Here is a 16,018-nt window from a genome sequence, read left to right on the forward strand (position 1 = left end):
TACTACCTTTTTACGGCCATGGCCTTTTCTCGAATAATATCTGCCACGGGCCTGTTCTCTAGATGGCTCTCTAACCAAGAGATGATGTCTAAATACAGAAATGCCCTTTTTTCATATGGGTGATCTTCGTATTTCTTAAGCTCGGTATGTAATTTTTGAAATTCGTTTCGCAGGTCGCTAGGGAAAATATTACCCAAGTTTCTCAAAAATTTGATCATTTCCTTTTGAACGGCGTGAAGGTCGTTCATCTTTAACAAAAACTTATAGGTACTCTTTAACTGCACCTCAAGGTGATAGTCCATGCCCGCTTCATAATGCGCTACCAGACTTAAAACCCTGGCAAAACACATGAGGTCTTCACGCATTTTCAGGTTTTTGTTATTGATAATTTTCTTGAGGTATTGAATACAGGTCTTATTGTCGCCTATTCCAAAGTACAGACACGCAATTTTGTAGTACAACACCATAATGTGGTGGGCATCTATACGGTCTTTGTGTTTGTTTATGCCGTATTCTATTATTTTCACTAGATACAGGCCCTTGCTAAAGGTACCCTCCAAGAAATGAAGGTTCAATTTGTTCGCATTGATATAAAGAAAGGACAAAGACGCTATATTGTCGTTTTTCGGGAAGCTTTTGCTCTCTACAACCGCTTCCAAACGCTCAAGAACTTCCTTAAAATGTGAACTGTATTTCACATAAAAAATAGATTCCAACAAATAGTGGTTTCCTTTCAGGAAAAAAACGGGGTTCAACTTTATCTGTTCTTCATGTTCATAGAACAGGTCTACCCATTTACTTGCATACTTATAAGACGAAAGAAAATCTTGAATCAAGAAACTGTGCCATAGATGTGCCTTGTAGAGCCAGAGTTTTTCCCTAAAGCCAAGTTCTTTCAATTTATATTTCGGCAAATGGGTCTCAAAGTACTTGTTCACCTTCACATAATCTTCATCACTACGCACATATCCCACCTTTAGCATAATGCCGTACAATTGTAGCGAAAGGTTCGACAACTTGCTGGTCATTACATTTTGTGCCGATAATTCCTTGGCCTGCACGGCCAGCTCATCGGCGCGGTCGGGAATACTGCGGGTAATGTATTGGGTCTCGATTATTTTTTCAAGCTCCACTATTTCGTAGGCAATATTCTTCTCTTCGTTCTCTATGGCCGTAGATTTGGCCTTATCAAGAATTTTTAAACTCTGCTTATAAAGTCCTTTTTGATACAAAATCGTAGCGAAGTCCAATTGCTCCCGAATTTGAACACGTATGTTCTGGTTCACCGGGTTAAGCCTTAGACTAACCAAAATCTGCTTATATAGATGCGCCTTTAAGTTTGATAATTGGGCTTTTTTAACGATACCACTCTCCAAAATGGTCTTCTCATCGTACTTCTTCATTTTATCCATGAGATTGAACAGTGCCAAAAATTTGGCATCGGTATTCACTCCCAAGCGACCCACATACAATTTAAACTGTCGCTTTTCTGATTTCGAAAGCGACTTTACCAGAACGAACAAGGCATCTCTGTGCGCATTTGTCATCGTAAAAAATATTATTTAATTTGCTCTATGTTAGCTTCTTACATACACTAAAAACCGACTTAACGTTGTACTATTTCTTATGGGTACTAGGCAGTCTGTACTATTGGTCATATATTCGTATTGCACTGAATAGCACTTTTCGTTTTACGACCTACCCAAAAGATTAAGGCTAAGGTTATCAAAAAATATTGAAATAACGGTACAAAATATGATATTTGTACATTGAACAAAGTTGCAAAAAGTTTCTAAGTTAGCTAAACTACACAAATATAATGAGTAAAGAGAAGGTACAGATTTTTGACACAACACTTCGTGATGGGGAACAAGTGCCCGGCTGCAAACTAGACGCCGAACAAAAGTTGGTCATCGCAGAACGATTGGACGATTTGGGAGTAGATATTATTGAGGCCGGTTTTCCTATATCGAGTCCTGGAGATTTTAAATCTGTTACCCAAATAGCCGAACTGGTAAAAAATGCCACGGTATGTGGATTGACCCGTGCGGTAAGAAAAGATATAGAAGTAGCGGCAGAAGCCTTGAAACCGGCAAAAAGAGCACGTATACATACGGGTATCGGTACGTCCGACTCACACATCAAGTTCAAGTTCAACTCGAACCGAGAGGCGATCATCGAACGGGCCATAGATGCGGTAAGCTATGCCAAGACCTTTGTTGAAGACGTAGAGTTCTATGCGGAAGACGCGGGACGTACCGACAACGAATTTTTGGCCAGGGTGTGCGAAGCCGTAGTAAAAGCTGGAGCCACCGTTCTAAACATACCTGATACAACGGGATATTGTTTGCCCGAAGAATACGGTGCCAAAATAAAATACCTAAAGGAAAACGTAACCGGAATCCACAAGGCCGTACTTTCATGCCATTGCCATAACGACCTCGGTCTGGCCACGGCAAATTCAATTGCCGGTGTCATCAACGGCGCACGTCAAATCGAATGTACCATAAACGGTATTGGAGAAAGAGCCGGGAATACGTCATTAGAAGAGGTTGTCATGATCTTACGACAACACCCTAGCCTAGGTCTTGATACCAATATCAACAGTAAGTTACTTTTCGACACGAGCCAGATGGTCTCCCAAAAAATGGGAATGATGGTACAGCCCAACAAGGCCATTGTTGGTGCCAACGCATTTGCCCATAGTTCTGGAATACACCAAGACGGCGTAATCAAGAACAGGGAAACCTATGAGATTATTGATCCGGCAGATGTTGGGGTAAACGAATCATCCATTGTGCTTACCGCCAGAAGCGGTAGGGCCGCCTTGGCCTATAGGGCCAAATTGGTAGGATTCGAGCTTACGAAGCTTCAACTTGACGAGGTCTACCAAGAATTCTTGAAATTTGCCGACAAAAACAAGGAAATTTCCGACCAAGATATTCCGAAAATTATAGAGTCCAGCAAAATTACCTTAAACAGTATTTCTTAGAGACTATTCGAGATTTTATACCGTTTTCATTTTAATCGTTTTTTTGACCGTAATGTCATTAAAATTTTTAATCTTAGCCCTCTGCTATCGAATCAAATCAATGGCAATGAACTTGGTATACTTAAAATATCTCTAGATGCAGCTAAAAATTGCCCTTCTTGGCGGCGATGGCATTGGCCCCGAAGTATTGGCCCAATCGGTAAAATGCCTAAAAGCAATCGAAGAAACCTTTAATCATAGGTTTGAATTCGTTGAAGCTCCCTTTGGCGCTATCGCCATGACAGGGTCTGGACGACCGTTACCCGACGAAACATTGGCCCTTTGCCAAGAGTCCGATGCTATTTTATTCGGCGCCATCGGTGCCTTGGAGTATGATAATAACCCAGAAGCCAAGGTTAGACCCGAACAAGGACTATTAAGGTTACGCAAAGAACTAGGCCTTTTTGCCAGTATCAGACCCATTAAAATGTTTCCTGCATTTTTAGAGAATTCCCCGCTTAAGCGAAATATCGTAGATCATACCGACCTCGTTATTTTTCGGGAACTTACAGGAGGTATTTATTTTGGAAAAAAAACACTGAGTGAAGATGGAACCACGGCATCGGACCTCTGCACCTATTCGGAAAGCGAGATAAGCCGAATTGCCCATTTAGCCTTTAAAGCGGCAAAAAAAAGACGTAAAAAAGTAACCCTTGTCGACAAGGCCAACGTGCTCGAGTCATCGCGACTTTGGCGTAAAACCGTTACCAATATAGCCCAGAGCTATCCTGACATATCCTTTGAATGTCTGTTTATCGACAATGCCGCGGTGCAAATGATGCTTAACCCGCGCCAATTTGATGTTATACTGACCGATAATATGTTCGGTGATATCCTTTCCGACCAAGGTAGTGTCATCCTAGGCTCGGTAGGCCTTCTTCCTTCCGCTTCGGTGGGCTTGGAAAATGCCATGTTCGAGCCTTTTCACGGATCCTACCCACAGGCCAAAGGAAAGAACATCGCCAATCCGGTTGCCTCAATTCTCAGTTCCGCCATGTTATTACAGCACTTTGGACTTGACGAAGAAGCAAATGCCATCGTAGCCGCCGTACATAAATCTTTTGTCAAGAAAGTAGTGACAACGGACGTTTTGGGAAGCAGCAAATATGGTACGGACTACGTAGGCGATTTTATTTCGGAAAACATTGTTGAGTCTGACGACAATCCAAGCATTAACGATGAGAACATCGGCCTAGGAAAGTCAACGATTATCTAAACGCCCTTATTCACTTAGCAGTTCATGCAAAAGTGTATCGAACTCTTTGTGAAACTCTATGTATTTTTCACCGGTAGCAGGTCCGTTAAACCCGGTATGTATATGGCGTACTTTTCCTTCCTTATCGATGAATATCGTAGTTGGATATGACAATAACCGATTAAGCATCGGTAGTTTTTTCTGCGCCATATCTTTATCGGAGCTTCCGTACTGTGCCAATAGAATAGGATAATTTACCCCTATACGCTGCTTGAGCCTTTCAATACTTTTTATGGCTCCTTCTTTTGTCTTGGCGTATTCAAAGGCCAAGCCTACTACTTCAAGGTTTTTGAGATTATGGTCCCTTAAGTAATTGACGTAAAATTTGGTCTCGTCCAAACAGTTCGGACACCAAGAGCCTAAAATTTGTACGATTACCACCTTGTTCTTAAATCGTTCATCTTCGGAAGACACCATTGTACCGTCGATATCGGGAAATGAAAATGAAAATTTATCATACCCTTTCTTTAAAAATGTAAGCGAATCGGCAGGCGGCAGCTCAAAGCCCTCATTACGCTTCCCCACAAAAGTTTCCTTGGAATGATTTCCCGAATAGAACACCCCGTTTAAGCTACTATCGGTCACCTGGGCCGTGAACAGAAAGGCATGGGCCCCATCAAATGCCGACAACTTTAAGGAATCGCCCGTTACTACGCCTTCCAAATAACGATAGTCGCCCGTTGTTGTCCTAAATGTCCCCGTTACCTTATTCCCGTCTTGGGCAAATATGCCTTTTCCCATATACGCCTCAAGATCCACAGGAGTGAATTCCGTTTCCCAAATACCGGAAACATTTACGTCTGCGTTTTTTTTGGTAGAAAAACGTTCCGTTTCCCCAAAACTGGCCTCAAAAGGCACTACCCTATCTAAACTTTCAATTCTAAAATCACCATCAATCCGCTCCGGTGTAAACGTTCCCGAAATGTATCCCTCAAAAACAGGCGGATGTATCCGTATCGAATCGCCCTTTAGCTCGATTTCATCAACAACGATGACTTCACTGGCATTATAAATTTGCATCTTATACGCATCGTCTTCCCTTTCAACCAAAAAATTAAAAGGCAGTTTTTCACCCTCCATTACACTGAGTTTCCCTCTCCATACCCCTTCCGACAATTCAGGTTGTGTTTCGTCCTTACAGGAAATAAGGGCACTCAAAAGCGAAACCATACATAGCAACTTCTTCATTCTTTCGTCTTTTCTGTTAGAATCGTTATATACGCCCAAAACTTACAACAAAAAAATAATTAATTCAGTTGCCATGCATATTGAATGTCTTAATGCATTGTTTTATCTTTACCCGCTCTAAAACTAGCCGATGCAGATTTCATATAACTGGTTAAAACAATTTTTAAAACTTGATTGGGATTCCCAAAAAACAGCTGAGCTTCTAACCGACCTAGGCCTTGAAGTTGAAGGAATTACTCCTTTTGAATCCATCAAAGGCGGACTTAAGGGTATTGTAGTAGGCCATGTACTTAGCTGCACCAAACATCCGAATGCCGATAAATTAAAAGTAACCACGGTAGACATAGGTGCCGAATCTCCGGTGCAAATCGTTTGTGGAGCGCCCAATGTAGACAAAGGCCAGAAAGTACCCGTTGCCACGGTCGGCACGAAATTGTACACTCCTGAGGGAAAGGTCTGGAAAATAGGAAAAGGAAAAATAAGGGGCGAAGAAAGCCACGGTATGATATGTGCCGAAGACGAGCTCGGACTAGGCTCTGACCACGAAGGCATTCTTGTACTCGACAGCAAACTAAAACCGGGCACTCCTTGTTCCGAAATCTTTGATGTCGAACAAGACGAAGTCTTTGAAATAGGCCTTACCCCTAACCGTGCCGATGCCATGAGCCATTATGGCGTAGCAAGGGACCTGAAAGCGGGACTCATACAAAAAGAGATCAATAAAGAATTGATTACCCCTTCCATTAGCCAGTTTAATGTAGACAACCGTTCGCTAAAACTGCAAGTTGATGTGGTAGATAGTAAACTAGTACCTCGTTATGCCGGTATTACCTTAAGCAACCTAACGATAAAGCCATCGCCAAAATGGCTACAGAACAGGTTACGGGCCATCGGTATCAACCCCACCAACAATGTGGTCGATGCCACCAATTATGTCTTGCACGAACTCGGTCAGCCTTTACATGCCTTCGATGCCGATCGCATCCACGGTAAAAAAGTCATCGTAAAAACTTTACCGGCAGGGACTAAATTTATGACCCTAGACGGGGAAGAGCGTACCTTGCACGAAGACGACCTAATGATCTGCGATTCTGAAAAACCTATGTGTATAGCAGGAGTTTTTGGAGGAATAAACACAGGTGTTACCGAAAAAACAAACTCGATATTTCTTGAAAGCGCCTATTTCAACCCTGTTTCCATTCGCAAGACCGCTAAAAGACACGGCTTGAACACCGATGCGTCTTTTAGATTTGAAAGAGGTATCGATATTGAGAATGTAGAGTACGCCCTAAAACGTGCTGCTTTATTGATAAAGGAAATCGCAGGAGGCGATATTACTTCCGACATTATCGATTTTTACCCTAAACGTTTTGACGAACATCAAGTTTTCTTGACCTTCAGAAAAACCTATTCCTTGGTCGGACAGGAAATCCCACAAGATACGATCAAATCGATATTGACCTCACTGGACATTAAGGTAAAAAGCGTCACCGAAGCCGGACTCGGACTTTCAATACCTTCATACCGCGTAGATGTACAAAGGGAAGTAGATGTTATTGAAGAAATTTTACGTGTTTACGGTTATAATAATATAGATTTTGGCACCAAGCTAAACGCTTCCACCGCACCGGTTTCAAAGTTCGACGATCATAGGTTACAAACCGTTATAGGTGATTTATTGGCCTCAAAGGGTTTCTATGAAATCATGACGAACAGTTTGACCGCTCCAGCCAACGCCCAACTCATTGATGAGTCCGAAACAGATGAGAAAAGTGTTCAAATGCTGAATCCGTTGAGCAACGACCTTTCGATAATGCGTCGTTCTATGTTATATACCGGTCTTGAGACCGTACTCTACAACAACAACAGGAAAAAGCACAACTTAAAACTTTTTGAGTTCGGGAAATCGTACGAACAACAAGACACAAAGTATATAGAAGACAAACACCTTTGTCTTTACCTGACCGGCAACCGCAGCGAGAGCAATTGGTCAAGGGAAGTAAAAGCCATCGATTTCTTTTATTTAAAATCGATAGTCTTGAATATCTTGGCCCGCTTGGGAATTACCGATGCCATCTCTGAGCCAACATCGAACAGTGCATTCTCGGAAGGACTCAGCCTGGCTGTCAACACCAAGGAAGTAGTTTCTTTTGGATTGATTAAAAAATCAATCCTTAAGAAGATGAACCTCAAACAAGAAGTTCTCTATGCCGATTTCAATTGGGACAACGTAATTGCCTTGGCCCAAAAAAACAGCATCACCTATCGCGAAATCCCTAAATACCCAGAGGTAAAACGCGACTTGGCCCTATTGCTAGACGACGCTGTTTCTTTTAAACAAGTATACGATTTAGGTAGAAAGACCGAGAAGAAGTTATTGAAAGACATCAACCTTTTTGATGTATATGTAGGCGACAAACTTCCAAAAGGCAAAAAGTCATATGCGGTAAGCTTTACTTTGCAAGACAGTCAGCGTACATTGACCGACAAGCAAATCGATCGCATTATGGGCAAATTGCAGAAAACGTATCAAACCGAACTGGGAGCGGAACTACGCTAGCAAAAACGATTTATCCGGAAAGATTTAAGAAATATTTTTTTAGTAGAAGGAAGTCTTATATTTTTCCGGGTAATATCACACTATCGATTTCGTGTATCACCCCGTTTTTCTGATTGGAGTCGGCCACAACTATAGTCGCCTTGTTTCCGAAGCTATCGGTCAAGATAATATCTATACCTTTCATCGTTGCCGTAATCGTATCGCCTTGCACCGTAGTAAAGGTAGCCTTGCCCTTACCCCTACACATAGCCTTCAATATCTTAGAAGCCGAAATGTAACCGGCTACAATATGGTAAGTCAATAAATCCTTAAGTTCTTTTTTATTTTTAGGATCCAAAAGGTCTTTGACCGATTTGCCCGATAGATTTTCAAACGCACGATCGGAAGGAGCAAAAACCGTAAAAGGTCCCGATTGATCCAACAACTCCTCTAAATCGGTAGCCCTCATAACCGCCAAAAGGGTTTGATGATTTTTTGAGTTTGCCGTAGAATTGACAATCGATTCACCAGAAGCCCCCACTAAAGGACTGTTAGCGGTTGTGATTTCTTGTGCCGAAAGCGAAAAACAAAGAGTAAAAAACAGACAAACTAGAATCGTAGGATATTTCATAAAAAAACTTGGGGAGTTGTTAAAATGGTCGATTAACGGTTCAAATTGTTCGACAAGTTACAACTTTATGACAATTATCATGTCTATTTTACCCCCTTTTAAATATATTTTTAACAAAAAATTAACAAATACTTAAGTATTGAAATCGTGTTTTAGACTTCGAATTCTCTAAATTTGAGGGAGTTGCCATAAAATATGCTGAACAAGAGAGTCAATATTGAAAGCGTGCTGATCAAGGAAAAGCGGCAAAACGGCACGACCGATTACGCTTACGCGCTCAACCACATCCTTGAAAAAGACTCTGCTTCCCGAGAAAGGATCAGCAACAATCTTAGCATTGAAAGTACAAGTAAAACGAACAATGCCTTTAATATCGACTTGCTCGACACGGATAAAATTTATCATCTATCCGACATCAAAAAGATATGTATCGATTATAGGCTTCGTTTTTTGAATTCCGATTTTTTTAAAGGGGAGATTCCCGCTGAAGCCATTGCTAAAATCAAAAAACTGGAAGAAGCACACGATATAGAACTCAAGGGCTTTAAAATTATAGCCCCGTCTAAGCTCTTCAAACTTGACGACAAAGACGACCCTTTGCTGTTTGCCCCTATCGGTAACGACTATTACTATCTTTTACATCATTGGGGAAAAGATTTACATCCACTTCGAAAAATAGCCATGTGGCCGTTTAAAAATATAATAAACTTGACCTTGCTCGTGGTCACCTTGAGTTATTTGGTGGCTTTATTGGTGCCGGACGGATTGTTTTCCAAGAATAGTTCGACCGCCCAATTTTTTATTATTTTCTTTTTTATTTTCAAGTGTTCAGCCGCCATTGTAATTTTTTATGGATTTGCCCTTGGAAAAAACTTTAACCATGCCATTTGGAACAGTAAATACTTTAACGCCTGACCATAAACTATAGTATATGGCAAAAAAAAGGGCATTTCGATTAAATGAAATGCCTCTTTTTTATGGATTGACAAAAGCGTCTATTTGATAAAGATTGTAGTAGGTATGCCGTCAACATCAATATTATTGAGCACCTGAGGTTTTGGAGCAGGGTTCAAACGCAACAAGCCCCCCTTGTCGTCACCAGTCTTCTTTTTGTATCCGATAAGTAGCACATTGTTCTCTTCGTCATAGCTAACCATGGTCGTCTTTTCGATTTCATACTCAAACTTCAGCTGGGTCTCTGTTATAAAATTTTCGAAGGCATACATGACCGTAAGGTTTTCCTCAAAATCATAAACCGCAGGAATCACGGGAAATTCACTATAATCGGTAGGTGTCATTTCGTAATACATCTTACCGCTACTATCGAAGTGCAAGTAAGAAGATCCTGTAAAATTCGGTTCTTTTCCCGAACCATAATTTGTATATTTTATTTCAAAGGTGGTACTGTTTATGGTACTATGAAGATCATCGTAGCCAATAATAATATTATCATCTGGGCCCGTGAACATTCTCCGCACATCAAAACCTACCAAAGTATCGTATATTTCCGTATTGCTACTTGAATCCACTACCGAAATAGCATACTCATCCGTTACCTCCTCATCTAGTGTCAGCACAAACAAACGGTTATGGGCAAAAGCCAATTGCAAAGGCCTTTTATCCAAAGTTATATCGACATATGTAGGCGTTGCCACCGAAACATCAAGAGCCCGAACATAAAATTCGTCATCTTCAGCAGAAGGTGAAACATGCAACTCATAAGCTATATAAATGGTATTCCCCTTGCGGGAAACAGCCTTGGCCGTAAGGCTACAAGCGCCTAAGTCGGTAAAAACTTCATACGCTTCACTGGTATCGTCCTTAAAATCATAAACCGTGATTTCACCACTACAATCACTCTTTTTATGATACATGGTAAGCACCTGGTCGTTTTCATAACTTAAAGTAGGCTGGCTTACCGAACTGAATTTACTTTCTTTACCGCTCAAGGCCAACCCATTGTCTTCAAGATTGAGCAAGGTAGCCTCTAGCATTCCGTTGTTATTGACTAGTAAAGTGTAATCGGATTGGATGTTTTTTTCCTCCTCCTTTTCTTTCTCCCCGAGGGAATCACTATCGGTTTTAGAACAACCGATAACGATGAGCATTGCCATACAGGCATAGATTAAATTGTAGGTTTTCATCTGTTGCAATTTTTAAATACCCTAGACCGATTCTAGTTGACAAGGTGACAACCAAGCGTAGCGAGCATCTTTAGGATCCAAGTTTGGGTCTTGAACCTAAAAACGCTCACTACTACGTTCTAGACTATTAGGTTTAACAAAAATTATACGGTTTCAACGTACATTTTGTTACGTTGCTCCCGCAATGCCTTGTCGGACATATATTCATCAAACGACAAATATCTGTCAATGTTGCCTTTTGGAGTCAACTCGATAATTCTATCGGCAACCGTCTGTGCAAAATGATGGTCATGGGTAGTAAACAGAACGGTACCTTTGAAGTTTTTTAATGAATTGTTAAATGCGGTAATACTCTCTAAGTCCAAGTGATTGGTAGGCTCATCCAACATAAGGACGTTGGCCCTTAACATCATCATTCGGCTAAGCATACAACGCACCTTTTCACCTCCGGAGAGCACGGTACATTGCTTTAAGGCTTCTTCGCCACTGAAAAGCATTTTTCCCAAGAACCCGCGAATATATACCTCTTCGCGTTCTTCTTCGGTCTTGGCCCATTGACGTAACCAATCTACTAGGCTTATATTTTCGTTAAAGAAACTTGAGTTATCGGCAGGTAAATAAGACTGTGTAGTGGTGACCCCCCATTGGAACTCACCTTTTTCCGCCTTCTTGTTGCCATTGATAATTTCGTAGAATGCGGTAGTCGCCCTAGAATCCCTAGAAATTATGGCCACCTTATCCCCCTTTGCCAAATTTAGGTTGACATTCTCAAAAAGCAGATCACCGTCTTCCGACATAGCGGAAAGCCCCTCTACGTTCAATATTTGGTCTCCGGCCTCCCGTTCCCTTTCAAAAATAATGGCCGGGTATCTTCTACTTGAAGGCTTGATATCTTCTACCTTAAGTTTAGATAACATTTTCTTTCTTGAAGTGGCCTGCTTACTTTTTGCAACGTTGGCACTAAAACGCGCAATAAACTCTTGAAGTTCCTTGGCTTTTTCTTCCGCCTTCTTATTTTGTTGTGCCCTTTGGCGCGCTGCCAATTGGCTACTTTCGTACCAGAACGTATAGTTACCCGAATACAGGTTCAACTTCCCGAAGTCGATATCGGCGATATTGGTACAGACCGAGTCCAAAAAGTGTCTATCGTGAGAAACAACGATTACCGTATTCTCATAATCGGCCAAGAAATTCTCGAGCCAGTTTATGGTTTCATAATCAAGGTCGTTGGTAGGCTCATCCATAATCAACACATCGGGGCTTCCGAATAGGGCCTGGGCCAAAAGAACCCTTACCTTAAGCTTGGAGTCGATATCGGCCATAGAGGTATAATGTAATTCTTCAGGGATTCCCAAGTTCGACAGAAGTGCCGCTGCATCGCTATCGGCGTTCCATCCGTTCATTTCTTCAAATTGAACCTGCAACTCCCCTATCTTGTCGGCATTTTCATCGGTATAATCTGCGTACAGGGCATCGATTTCCTGCTTAATGCGAAATAGTGGCTTGTTTCCCATTACCACCGACTCCAAAACCGTAAACTCATCATAGGCATTGTGGTTTTGCTCCAAGATCGACATACGCTTGCCGGGCTCTAAATGCACATGACCCGAGGTAGGGTCTATCTGTCCTGACAAGATTTTAAGGAAGGTAGATTTTCCCGCTCCATTTGCCCCGATCACCCCATAACAGTTGCCTTGGGTAAAGGTTACGTTCACTTCATCGAACAAGACTCTTTTTCCGAATTGCACAGATAAATTTGATACCGACAGCATAGATTTCTTTTTAAAATTCGTGCAAAAATACAGAATTTTAATCGCCTAGACCAATAAACTTAAAAAGCATTGGTTTCATCGTTCACATTAACGCAAGACGCTTATTTTTAACTCGCTATTAACAGCAAACTGCCAAAGTGTTGCTTAATTTTGGGTGTTACTCACCAAGTTCTCTCTTATATGAATAGAAATTTACTCTATCTATTTCTTCTCGTTTTAGTTAGTTGTGGTGCCGAGAAAAATTCCTCCAGTATATTTTTTGCAGGTGAAATCGTTAATCCGACGAGCAATTATATTGTTTTGCTCAAAGGGGATGTCGTCATAGACTCTGCGGAGTTGGACGAGGACAATAGATTTGCATTTACCCTAGACTCTATTAGCGAAGGCCTCTATCACTTCAATCATGACCCCGAACTACAATACGTATATCTCGAAAAGGGAGATAGCCTTTTGGTTCGATTGAACACTACCGATTTTGACGAATCCTTGGTGTTTTCCGGAAGCGGCGAGGCCCTGAACAATTTTCTTCTCGAAGTGTTCCTTGCCCATGAGGAAGAAGCTCCGGCCGTACGTTCAATGTACCGCTTGACCCCAACCGATTTCGAAAGGAAAATAGACTCGCTAAAACAACTTAAATTAGATGTATTGGCAGAGTTAAAAAGCGAGAACAAGTTCTCGGAAAAAGAGCTAAAGATCGCCAACGCCAGTGTCAGCTACAATTACAACACTTATAAAGAGGAGTATCCGTTCAAGCACAAGAAATTGACCGGGGAAAATATTTTTAAAGACCTCCCTCCCAACTTCTACGCCTACAGAAAGGAACTTACCTTCAACGATAAAGATTTGACCTACCTAAGGCCCTACTACAACTTTATGATCAACCATGTGGGCAACTTATCTTTTATGTCCTGCTCACACGCCTGTAGCATAAAAAACAATGTAGTTCGCAATCAGCTGCACTTTAACAAGCACAAGCTCCATATTATCGATAGTCTCGTAAAGGAGAAAGAACTCAAGGACAATCTGTTCAGGTACGTGGCCTTTGACTACCTTTTGAAGGTTCATGATTCGGAAGAAAAAAATGACGAGTTCATTTCCAATTTTAGGGAATTGAGCGAGAACAACAGGCATATGGATGAAATTGATGCGCTTTACCAAGGCATCAAGAATATTCAGCCTAAAAAACAAATACCGAACGTAGAAGTAACGAGTACCGACGGAAGAGTTGTAACCCTACAAGAGATTGCGGCCCAAAACAAGAAAACCGTTTTCTATTTTTGGTCGGCGACCGACAGAATGCATTTTGAAAGCATCAAAAGAAGAATAGCCCAACTATCGGCAAAAAAACCGAAATACTCATTTGTAGGTATAAACATAAAAACCGACGAGAGCAATTGGAAAGGCATCTTAGAGACCTCGGGGCTTGACCAATCCAAACAGTACCGCTCGTCAGATTTTGAAGAGCTAACGAAATCGCTGATCGTATATCCGCTCAACAAATGTATCATTACCGACGACAAGGTCATTGTTGATGCCTTCGCGAACGTTTACACTTCATTCTAAACAACATTCACCCCATAAAAAAAGAGGAATACCTGTTCGGTATTCCTCTTTTTATTTCATTCGTTTTAAACGAGAGCTTGACCTTAGTTTCCTTTGTTGTAGTCTGCCAAGAATTTCTCTAGACCGCTATCGGTCAATGGGTGCTTTAAAAGACCTGTGATCGAAGACAAACCACTTGTCATAACATCCGCTCCGACCTTTGCACAATCGATTACATGCATGGTATGACGGATAGAAGCCGCCAAAATTTGCGTTTCAAAAGCGTAGTTATCGTATATATGTCGTATTTCCGCTATAAGGTTAAGCCCATCGGTAGAAATGTCGTCCAATCTTCCGATAAATGGAGAAACGTAAGTTGCTCCCGCTTTAGCGGCCAACAAAGCCTGTCCCGCAGAAAATACCAAAGTACAGTTCGTCTTGATACCTTTATCGGAAAAATATTTTAATGCCTTAACCCCGTCTTTTATCATGGGTATTTTTACAACGATCTGATCGTGTAGTTCGGCCAACTCTTCACCTTCCTTGACCATCTCGTCAAAAGTTGTGGCTATAACCTCGGCAGATACATCCCCATCAACGATATTGCAGATGTCTACATAGTGTTTTAATATATTGTTTCTTCCTGTAATGCCTTCTTTGGCCATTAACGACGGATTGGTAGTTACACCGTCAAGAACACCGAGTTCTTGTGCTTCCCGTATCTGATCCAAATTGGCCGTGTCTATAAAAAATTTCATCTGCTGGAGTTTATTAGGTTAAAAAAATTAGATCCAAATTTTACTTTTCGGAAGCTTTTCTTCCGAGCCACGAAATTACAACTTATAATGGTTTAGCAAGAGTTTCTCGTACACTTTATCTGGCAACAAGCTCTTTAAGACCACCGAAAATTTCTGAAGTGGCGACCCTACTTTATAATGTACCCGAGGTTTGGGGTTTTCTACAATTTCAAAGACCTGCTTGGCCACAGCTATCGGATCGCCCCCATTAGACACATCATCATTCATCATTTTCAGGGTATTACCGTATGGTTTCTTATAAGGGGAGTCTTCTAAAAGTGGGGAATGGTAACGGCCTGCCGCAATATTCGTGGCAAAATCGCCAGGGGCCAAGGTTGTAATCTTAATATCAAAGGCCTTGGTTTCCATCCGTAGGGCTTCCGTAAGCATTGAAAGTGCCGCCTTGGTCGCGGAATACACACCTCTATAAGGTAGGCCCATATAACCGGCTATAGACGTAATATTAATGATCGTTCCCCCTTTTTGCTTGCGCATTTGGGGCAATACGGCCTGCACCATACGAAGAGGACCGTAAACATTGGTATCAAAAGCTTTTTGAACTTCCTCAGTAGGGGTTTCCTCCAGAGGCCCCGTAATTCCTACCCCGGCATTGTTCACCAATACGTCAAGCCTATTTTCCTTTGAGATGACATAGTCTACCGCTGCTACGATACTTCCTTGATCGGAAACATCAAGTTCGAGCAGGTCAAAAACTTCAAAATCTCTATGCTTGGCTAAATTTCTTGTGGTTCCGTAAACTTTGAACCCTTTTGATTTGAGGTATACCCCTATAGACTTTCCTATACCGGAAGAACCTCCTGTTATCAATACTACTTTTTGCTCCATAATCGGTGCAAAATAACAAATAATAATAGTGTGAAGGAAACTAAATCTTTGGAAAGAACCTGAGGGCATAACTGCCAAATGCGCTAATTCTACCTTGAGTTTAGGGCATAAAAAAACGGCAAGCTACCTACATCGCACCGCTACGACCGTATACCCTTGCTGCGTTCCCACCCTGGGGGATTCTACAGGAGCTGGTCGTGTAGGACTTGCCGACTGCAAATATACAACCTTTTGTTTCTTTCGCAATCGTTTTACATTCTAATTTTTATTTCT

At 41.5% G+C, this 16,018-nt stretch carries 12 protein-coding genes and 1 other RNA gene; 5 read left to right on the forward strand and 8 right to left on the reverse strand.

Annotated features, from left to right (window positions below):
* Positions 1-2: 2 nt before the first annotated feature.
* Complete coding sequence (locus ZOBGAL_RS22195) at positions 3-1,547, reverse strand: hypothetical protein (RefSeq protein ID WP_013996044.1); 1,545 nt, start codon at positions 1,545-1,547, stop codon at positions 3-5.
* A gap of 272 nt (positions 1,548-1,819) precedes the next feature.
* Between ZOBGAL_RS22195 and ZOBGAL_RS22200 the strand changes: the two genes are divergently transcribed.
* Together ZOBGAL_RS22200 and leuB are read left to right on the forward strand one after the other, a co-directional pair.
* A complete protein-coding gene (locus ZOBGAL_RS22200; RefSeq protein ID WP_013996045.1) occupies positions 1,820-2,992 on the forward strand; it encodes a 2-isopropylmalate synthase in 1,173 nt (390 codons plus the stop codon).
* 136 nt (positions 2,993-3,128) lie between these two features.
* A complete protein-coding gene (leuB, locus tag ZOBGAL_RS22205; protein WP_013996046.1) occupies positions 3,129-4,247 on the forward strand; it encodes a 3-isopropylmalate dehydrogenase in 1,119 nt (372 codons plus the stop codon).
* 6 nt (positions 4,248-4,253) lie between these two features.
* Here the strand turns inward: leuB and ZOBGAL_RS22210 are convergent, their stop codons facing one another.
* On the reverse strand, positions 4,254-5,474 hold the full coding sequence (locus ZOBGAL_RS22210) for a peroxiredoxin family protein (protein WP_013996047.1): 1,221 nt from the start codon (positions 5,472-5,474) through the stop codon (positions 4,254-4,256).
* A gap of 130 nt (positions 5,475-5,604) precedes the next feature.
* Between ZOBGAL_RS22210 and pheT the strand changes: the two genes are divergently transcribed.
* On the forward strand, positions 5,605-8,034 hold the full coding sequence (pheT, locus tag ZOBGAL_RS22215) for a phenylalanine--tRNA ligase subunit beta (protein ID WP_013996048.1): 2,430 nt from the start codon (positions 5,605-5,607) through the stop codon (positions 8,032-8,034).
* Positions 8,035-8,089: 55 nt separating this feature from the next.
* Here the strand turns inward: pheT and ZOBGAL_RS22220 are convergent, their stop codons facing one another.
* On the reverse strand, positions 8,090-8,644 hold the full coding sequence (locus ZOBGAL_RS22220) for a fasciclin domain-containing protein (protein WP_013996049.1): 555 nt from the start codon (positions 8,642-8,644) through the stop codon (positions 8,090-8,092).
* Positions 8,645-8,839: 195 nt separating this feature from the next.
* Between ZOBGAL_RS22220 and ZOBGAL_RS22225 the strand changes: the two genes are divergently transcribed.
* A complete protein-coding gene (locus ZOBGAL_RS22225) occupies positions 8,840-9,559 on the forward strand; it encodes a hypothetical protein (protein WP_013996050.1) in 720 nt (239 codons plus the stop codon).
* Positions 9,560-9,639: 80 nt separating this feature from the next.
* Here ZOBGAL_RS22225 and ZOBGAL_RS22230 read toward each other — a convergent pair whose 3' ends face one another.
* Together ZOBGAL_RS22230 and ZOBGAL_RS22235 are read right to left on the reverse strand one after the other, a co-directional pair.
* A complete protein-coding gene (locus ZOBGAL_RS22230) occupies positions 9,640-10,788 on the reverse strand; it encodes a hypothetical protein (protein ID WP_013996051.1) in 1,149 nt (382 codons plus the stop codon).
* Between the two features lie 143 nt (positions 10,789-10,931).
* Positions 10,932-12,560, reverse strand: coding sequence for an ABC-F family ATP-binding cassette domain-containing protein (locus ZOBGAL_RS22235; RefSeq protein ID WP_013996052.1), 1,629 nt, complete (start codon positions 12,558-12,560; stop codon positions 10,932-10,934).
* Positions 12,561-12,740: 180 nt separating this feature from the next.
* On the opposite strand from ZOBGAL_RS22235, the gene ZOBGAL_RS22240 reads away from it, so the two are divergent.
* Positions 12,741-14,123, forward strand: a complete 1,383-nt coding sequence (locus ZOBGAL_RS22240) for a TlpA family protein disulfide reductase (RefSeq protein ID WP_013996053.1) — start codon at positions 12,741-12,743, stop codon at positions 14,121-14,123.
* Positions 14,124-14,206: 83 nt separating this feature from the next.
* Here ZOBGAL_RS22240 and fsa read toward each other — a convergent pair whose 3' ends face one another.
* The 3 genes from fsa to ffs all read right to left on the reverse strand — a co-directional run bounded on the left by fsa (position 14,207) and on the right by ffs (position 15,957).
* Positions 14,207-14,860, reverse strand: a complete 654-nt coding sequence (gene fsa, locus ZOBGAL_RS22245) for a fructose-6-phosphate aldolase (protein WP_013996054.1) — start codon at positions 14,858-14,860, stop codon at positions 14,207-14,209.
* A gap of 75 nt (positions 14,861-14,935) precedes the next feature.
* Entirely contained in the window at positions 14,936-15,745 is an 810-nt protein-coding gene (locus ZOBGAL_RS22250) for an SDR family oxidoreductase (RefSeq protein WP_013996055.1), read from the reverse strand.
* A 113-nt stretch (positions 15,746-15,858) separates the two neighbouring features.
* Positions 15,859-15,957: signal recognition particle sRNA small type (gene ffs / locus ZOBGAL_RS23240), an RNA gene on the reverse strand.
* Positions 15,958-16,018 lie beyond the last annotated feature (61 nt).

The sequence above is a fragment of the Zobellia galactanivorans genome, assembly GCF_000973105.1.
Taxonomy (GTDB): Bacteria; Bacteroidota; Bacteroidia; order Flavobacteriales; family Flavobacteriaceae; genus Zobellia; species Zobellia galactanivorans.

Excerpts from the sequence above, each read along its gene's own strand:
- ZOBGAL_RS22200 (WP_013996045.1), top strand. The coding sequence starts at position 1,820 with ATGAGTAAAGAGAAGGTACAGATTTTTGACACAACACTTCGTGATGGG.
- ZOBGAL_RS22240 (WP_013996053.1), top strand. The coding sequence starts at position 12,741 with ATGAATAGAAATTTACTCTATCTATTTCTTCTCGTTTTAGTTAGTTGT.
- pheT (WP_013996048.1), top strand. The coding sequence starts at position 5,605 with ATGCAGATTTCATATAACTGGTTAAAACAATTTTTAAAACTTGATTGG.
- ZOBGAL_RS22220 (WP_013996049.1), bottom strand. The coding sequence starts at position 8,644 with ATGAAATATCCTACGATTCTAGTTTGTCTGTTTTTTACTCTTTGTTTT.
- ZOBGAL_RS22225 (WP_013996050.1), top strand. The coding sequence starts at position 8,840 with ATGCTGAACAAGAGAGTCAATATTGAAAGCGTGCTGATCAAGGAAAAG.
- ZOBGAL_RS22210 (WP_013996047.1), bottom strand. The coding sequence starts at position 5,474 with ATGAAGAAGTTGCTATGTATGGTTTCGCTTTTGAGTGCCCTTATTTCC.
- leuB (WP_013996046.1), top strand. The coding sequence starts at position 3,129 with ATGCAGCTAAAAATTGCCCTTCTTGGCGGCGATGGCATTGGCCCCGAA.
- ZOBGAL_RS22230 (WP_013996051.1), bottom strand. The coding sequence starts at position 10,788 with ATGAAAACCTACAATTTAATCTATGCCTGTATGGCAATGCTCATCGTT.
- ZOBGAL_RS22235 (WP_013996052.1), bottom strand. The coding sequence starts at position 12,560 with ATGCTGTCGGTATCAAATTTATCTGTGCAATTCGGAAAAAGAGTCTTG.
- fsa (WP_013996054.1), bottom strand. The coding sequence starts at position 14,860 with ATGAAATTTTTTATAGACACGGCCAATTTGGATCAGATACGGGAAGCA.
- ZOBGAL_RS22195 (WP_013996044.1), bottom strand. The coding sequence starts at position 1,547 with ATGACAAATGCGCACAGAGATGCCTTGTTCGTTCTGGTAAAGTCGCTT.
- ZOBGAL_RS22250 (WP_013996055.1), bottom strand. The coding sequence starts at position 15,745 with ATGGAGCAAAAAGTAGTATTGATAACAGGAGGTTCTTCCGGTATAGGA.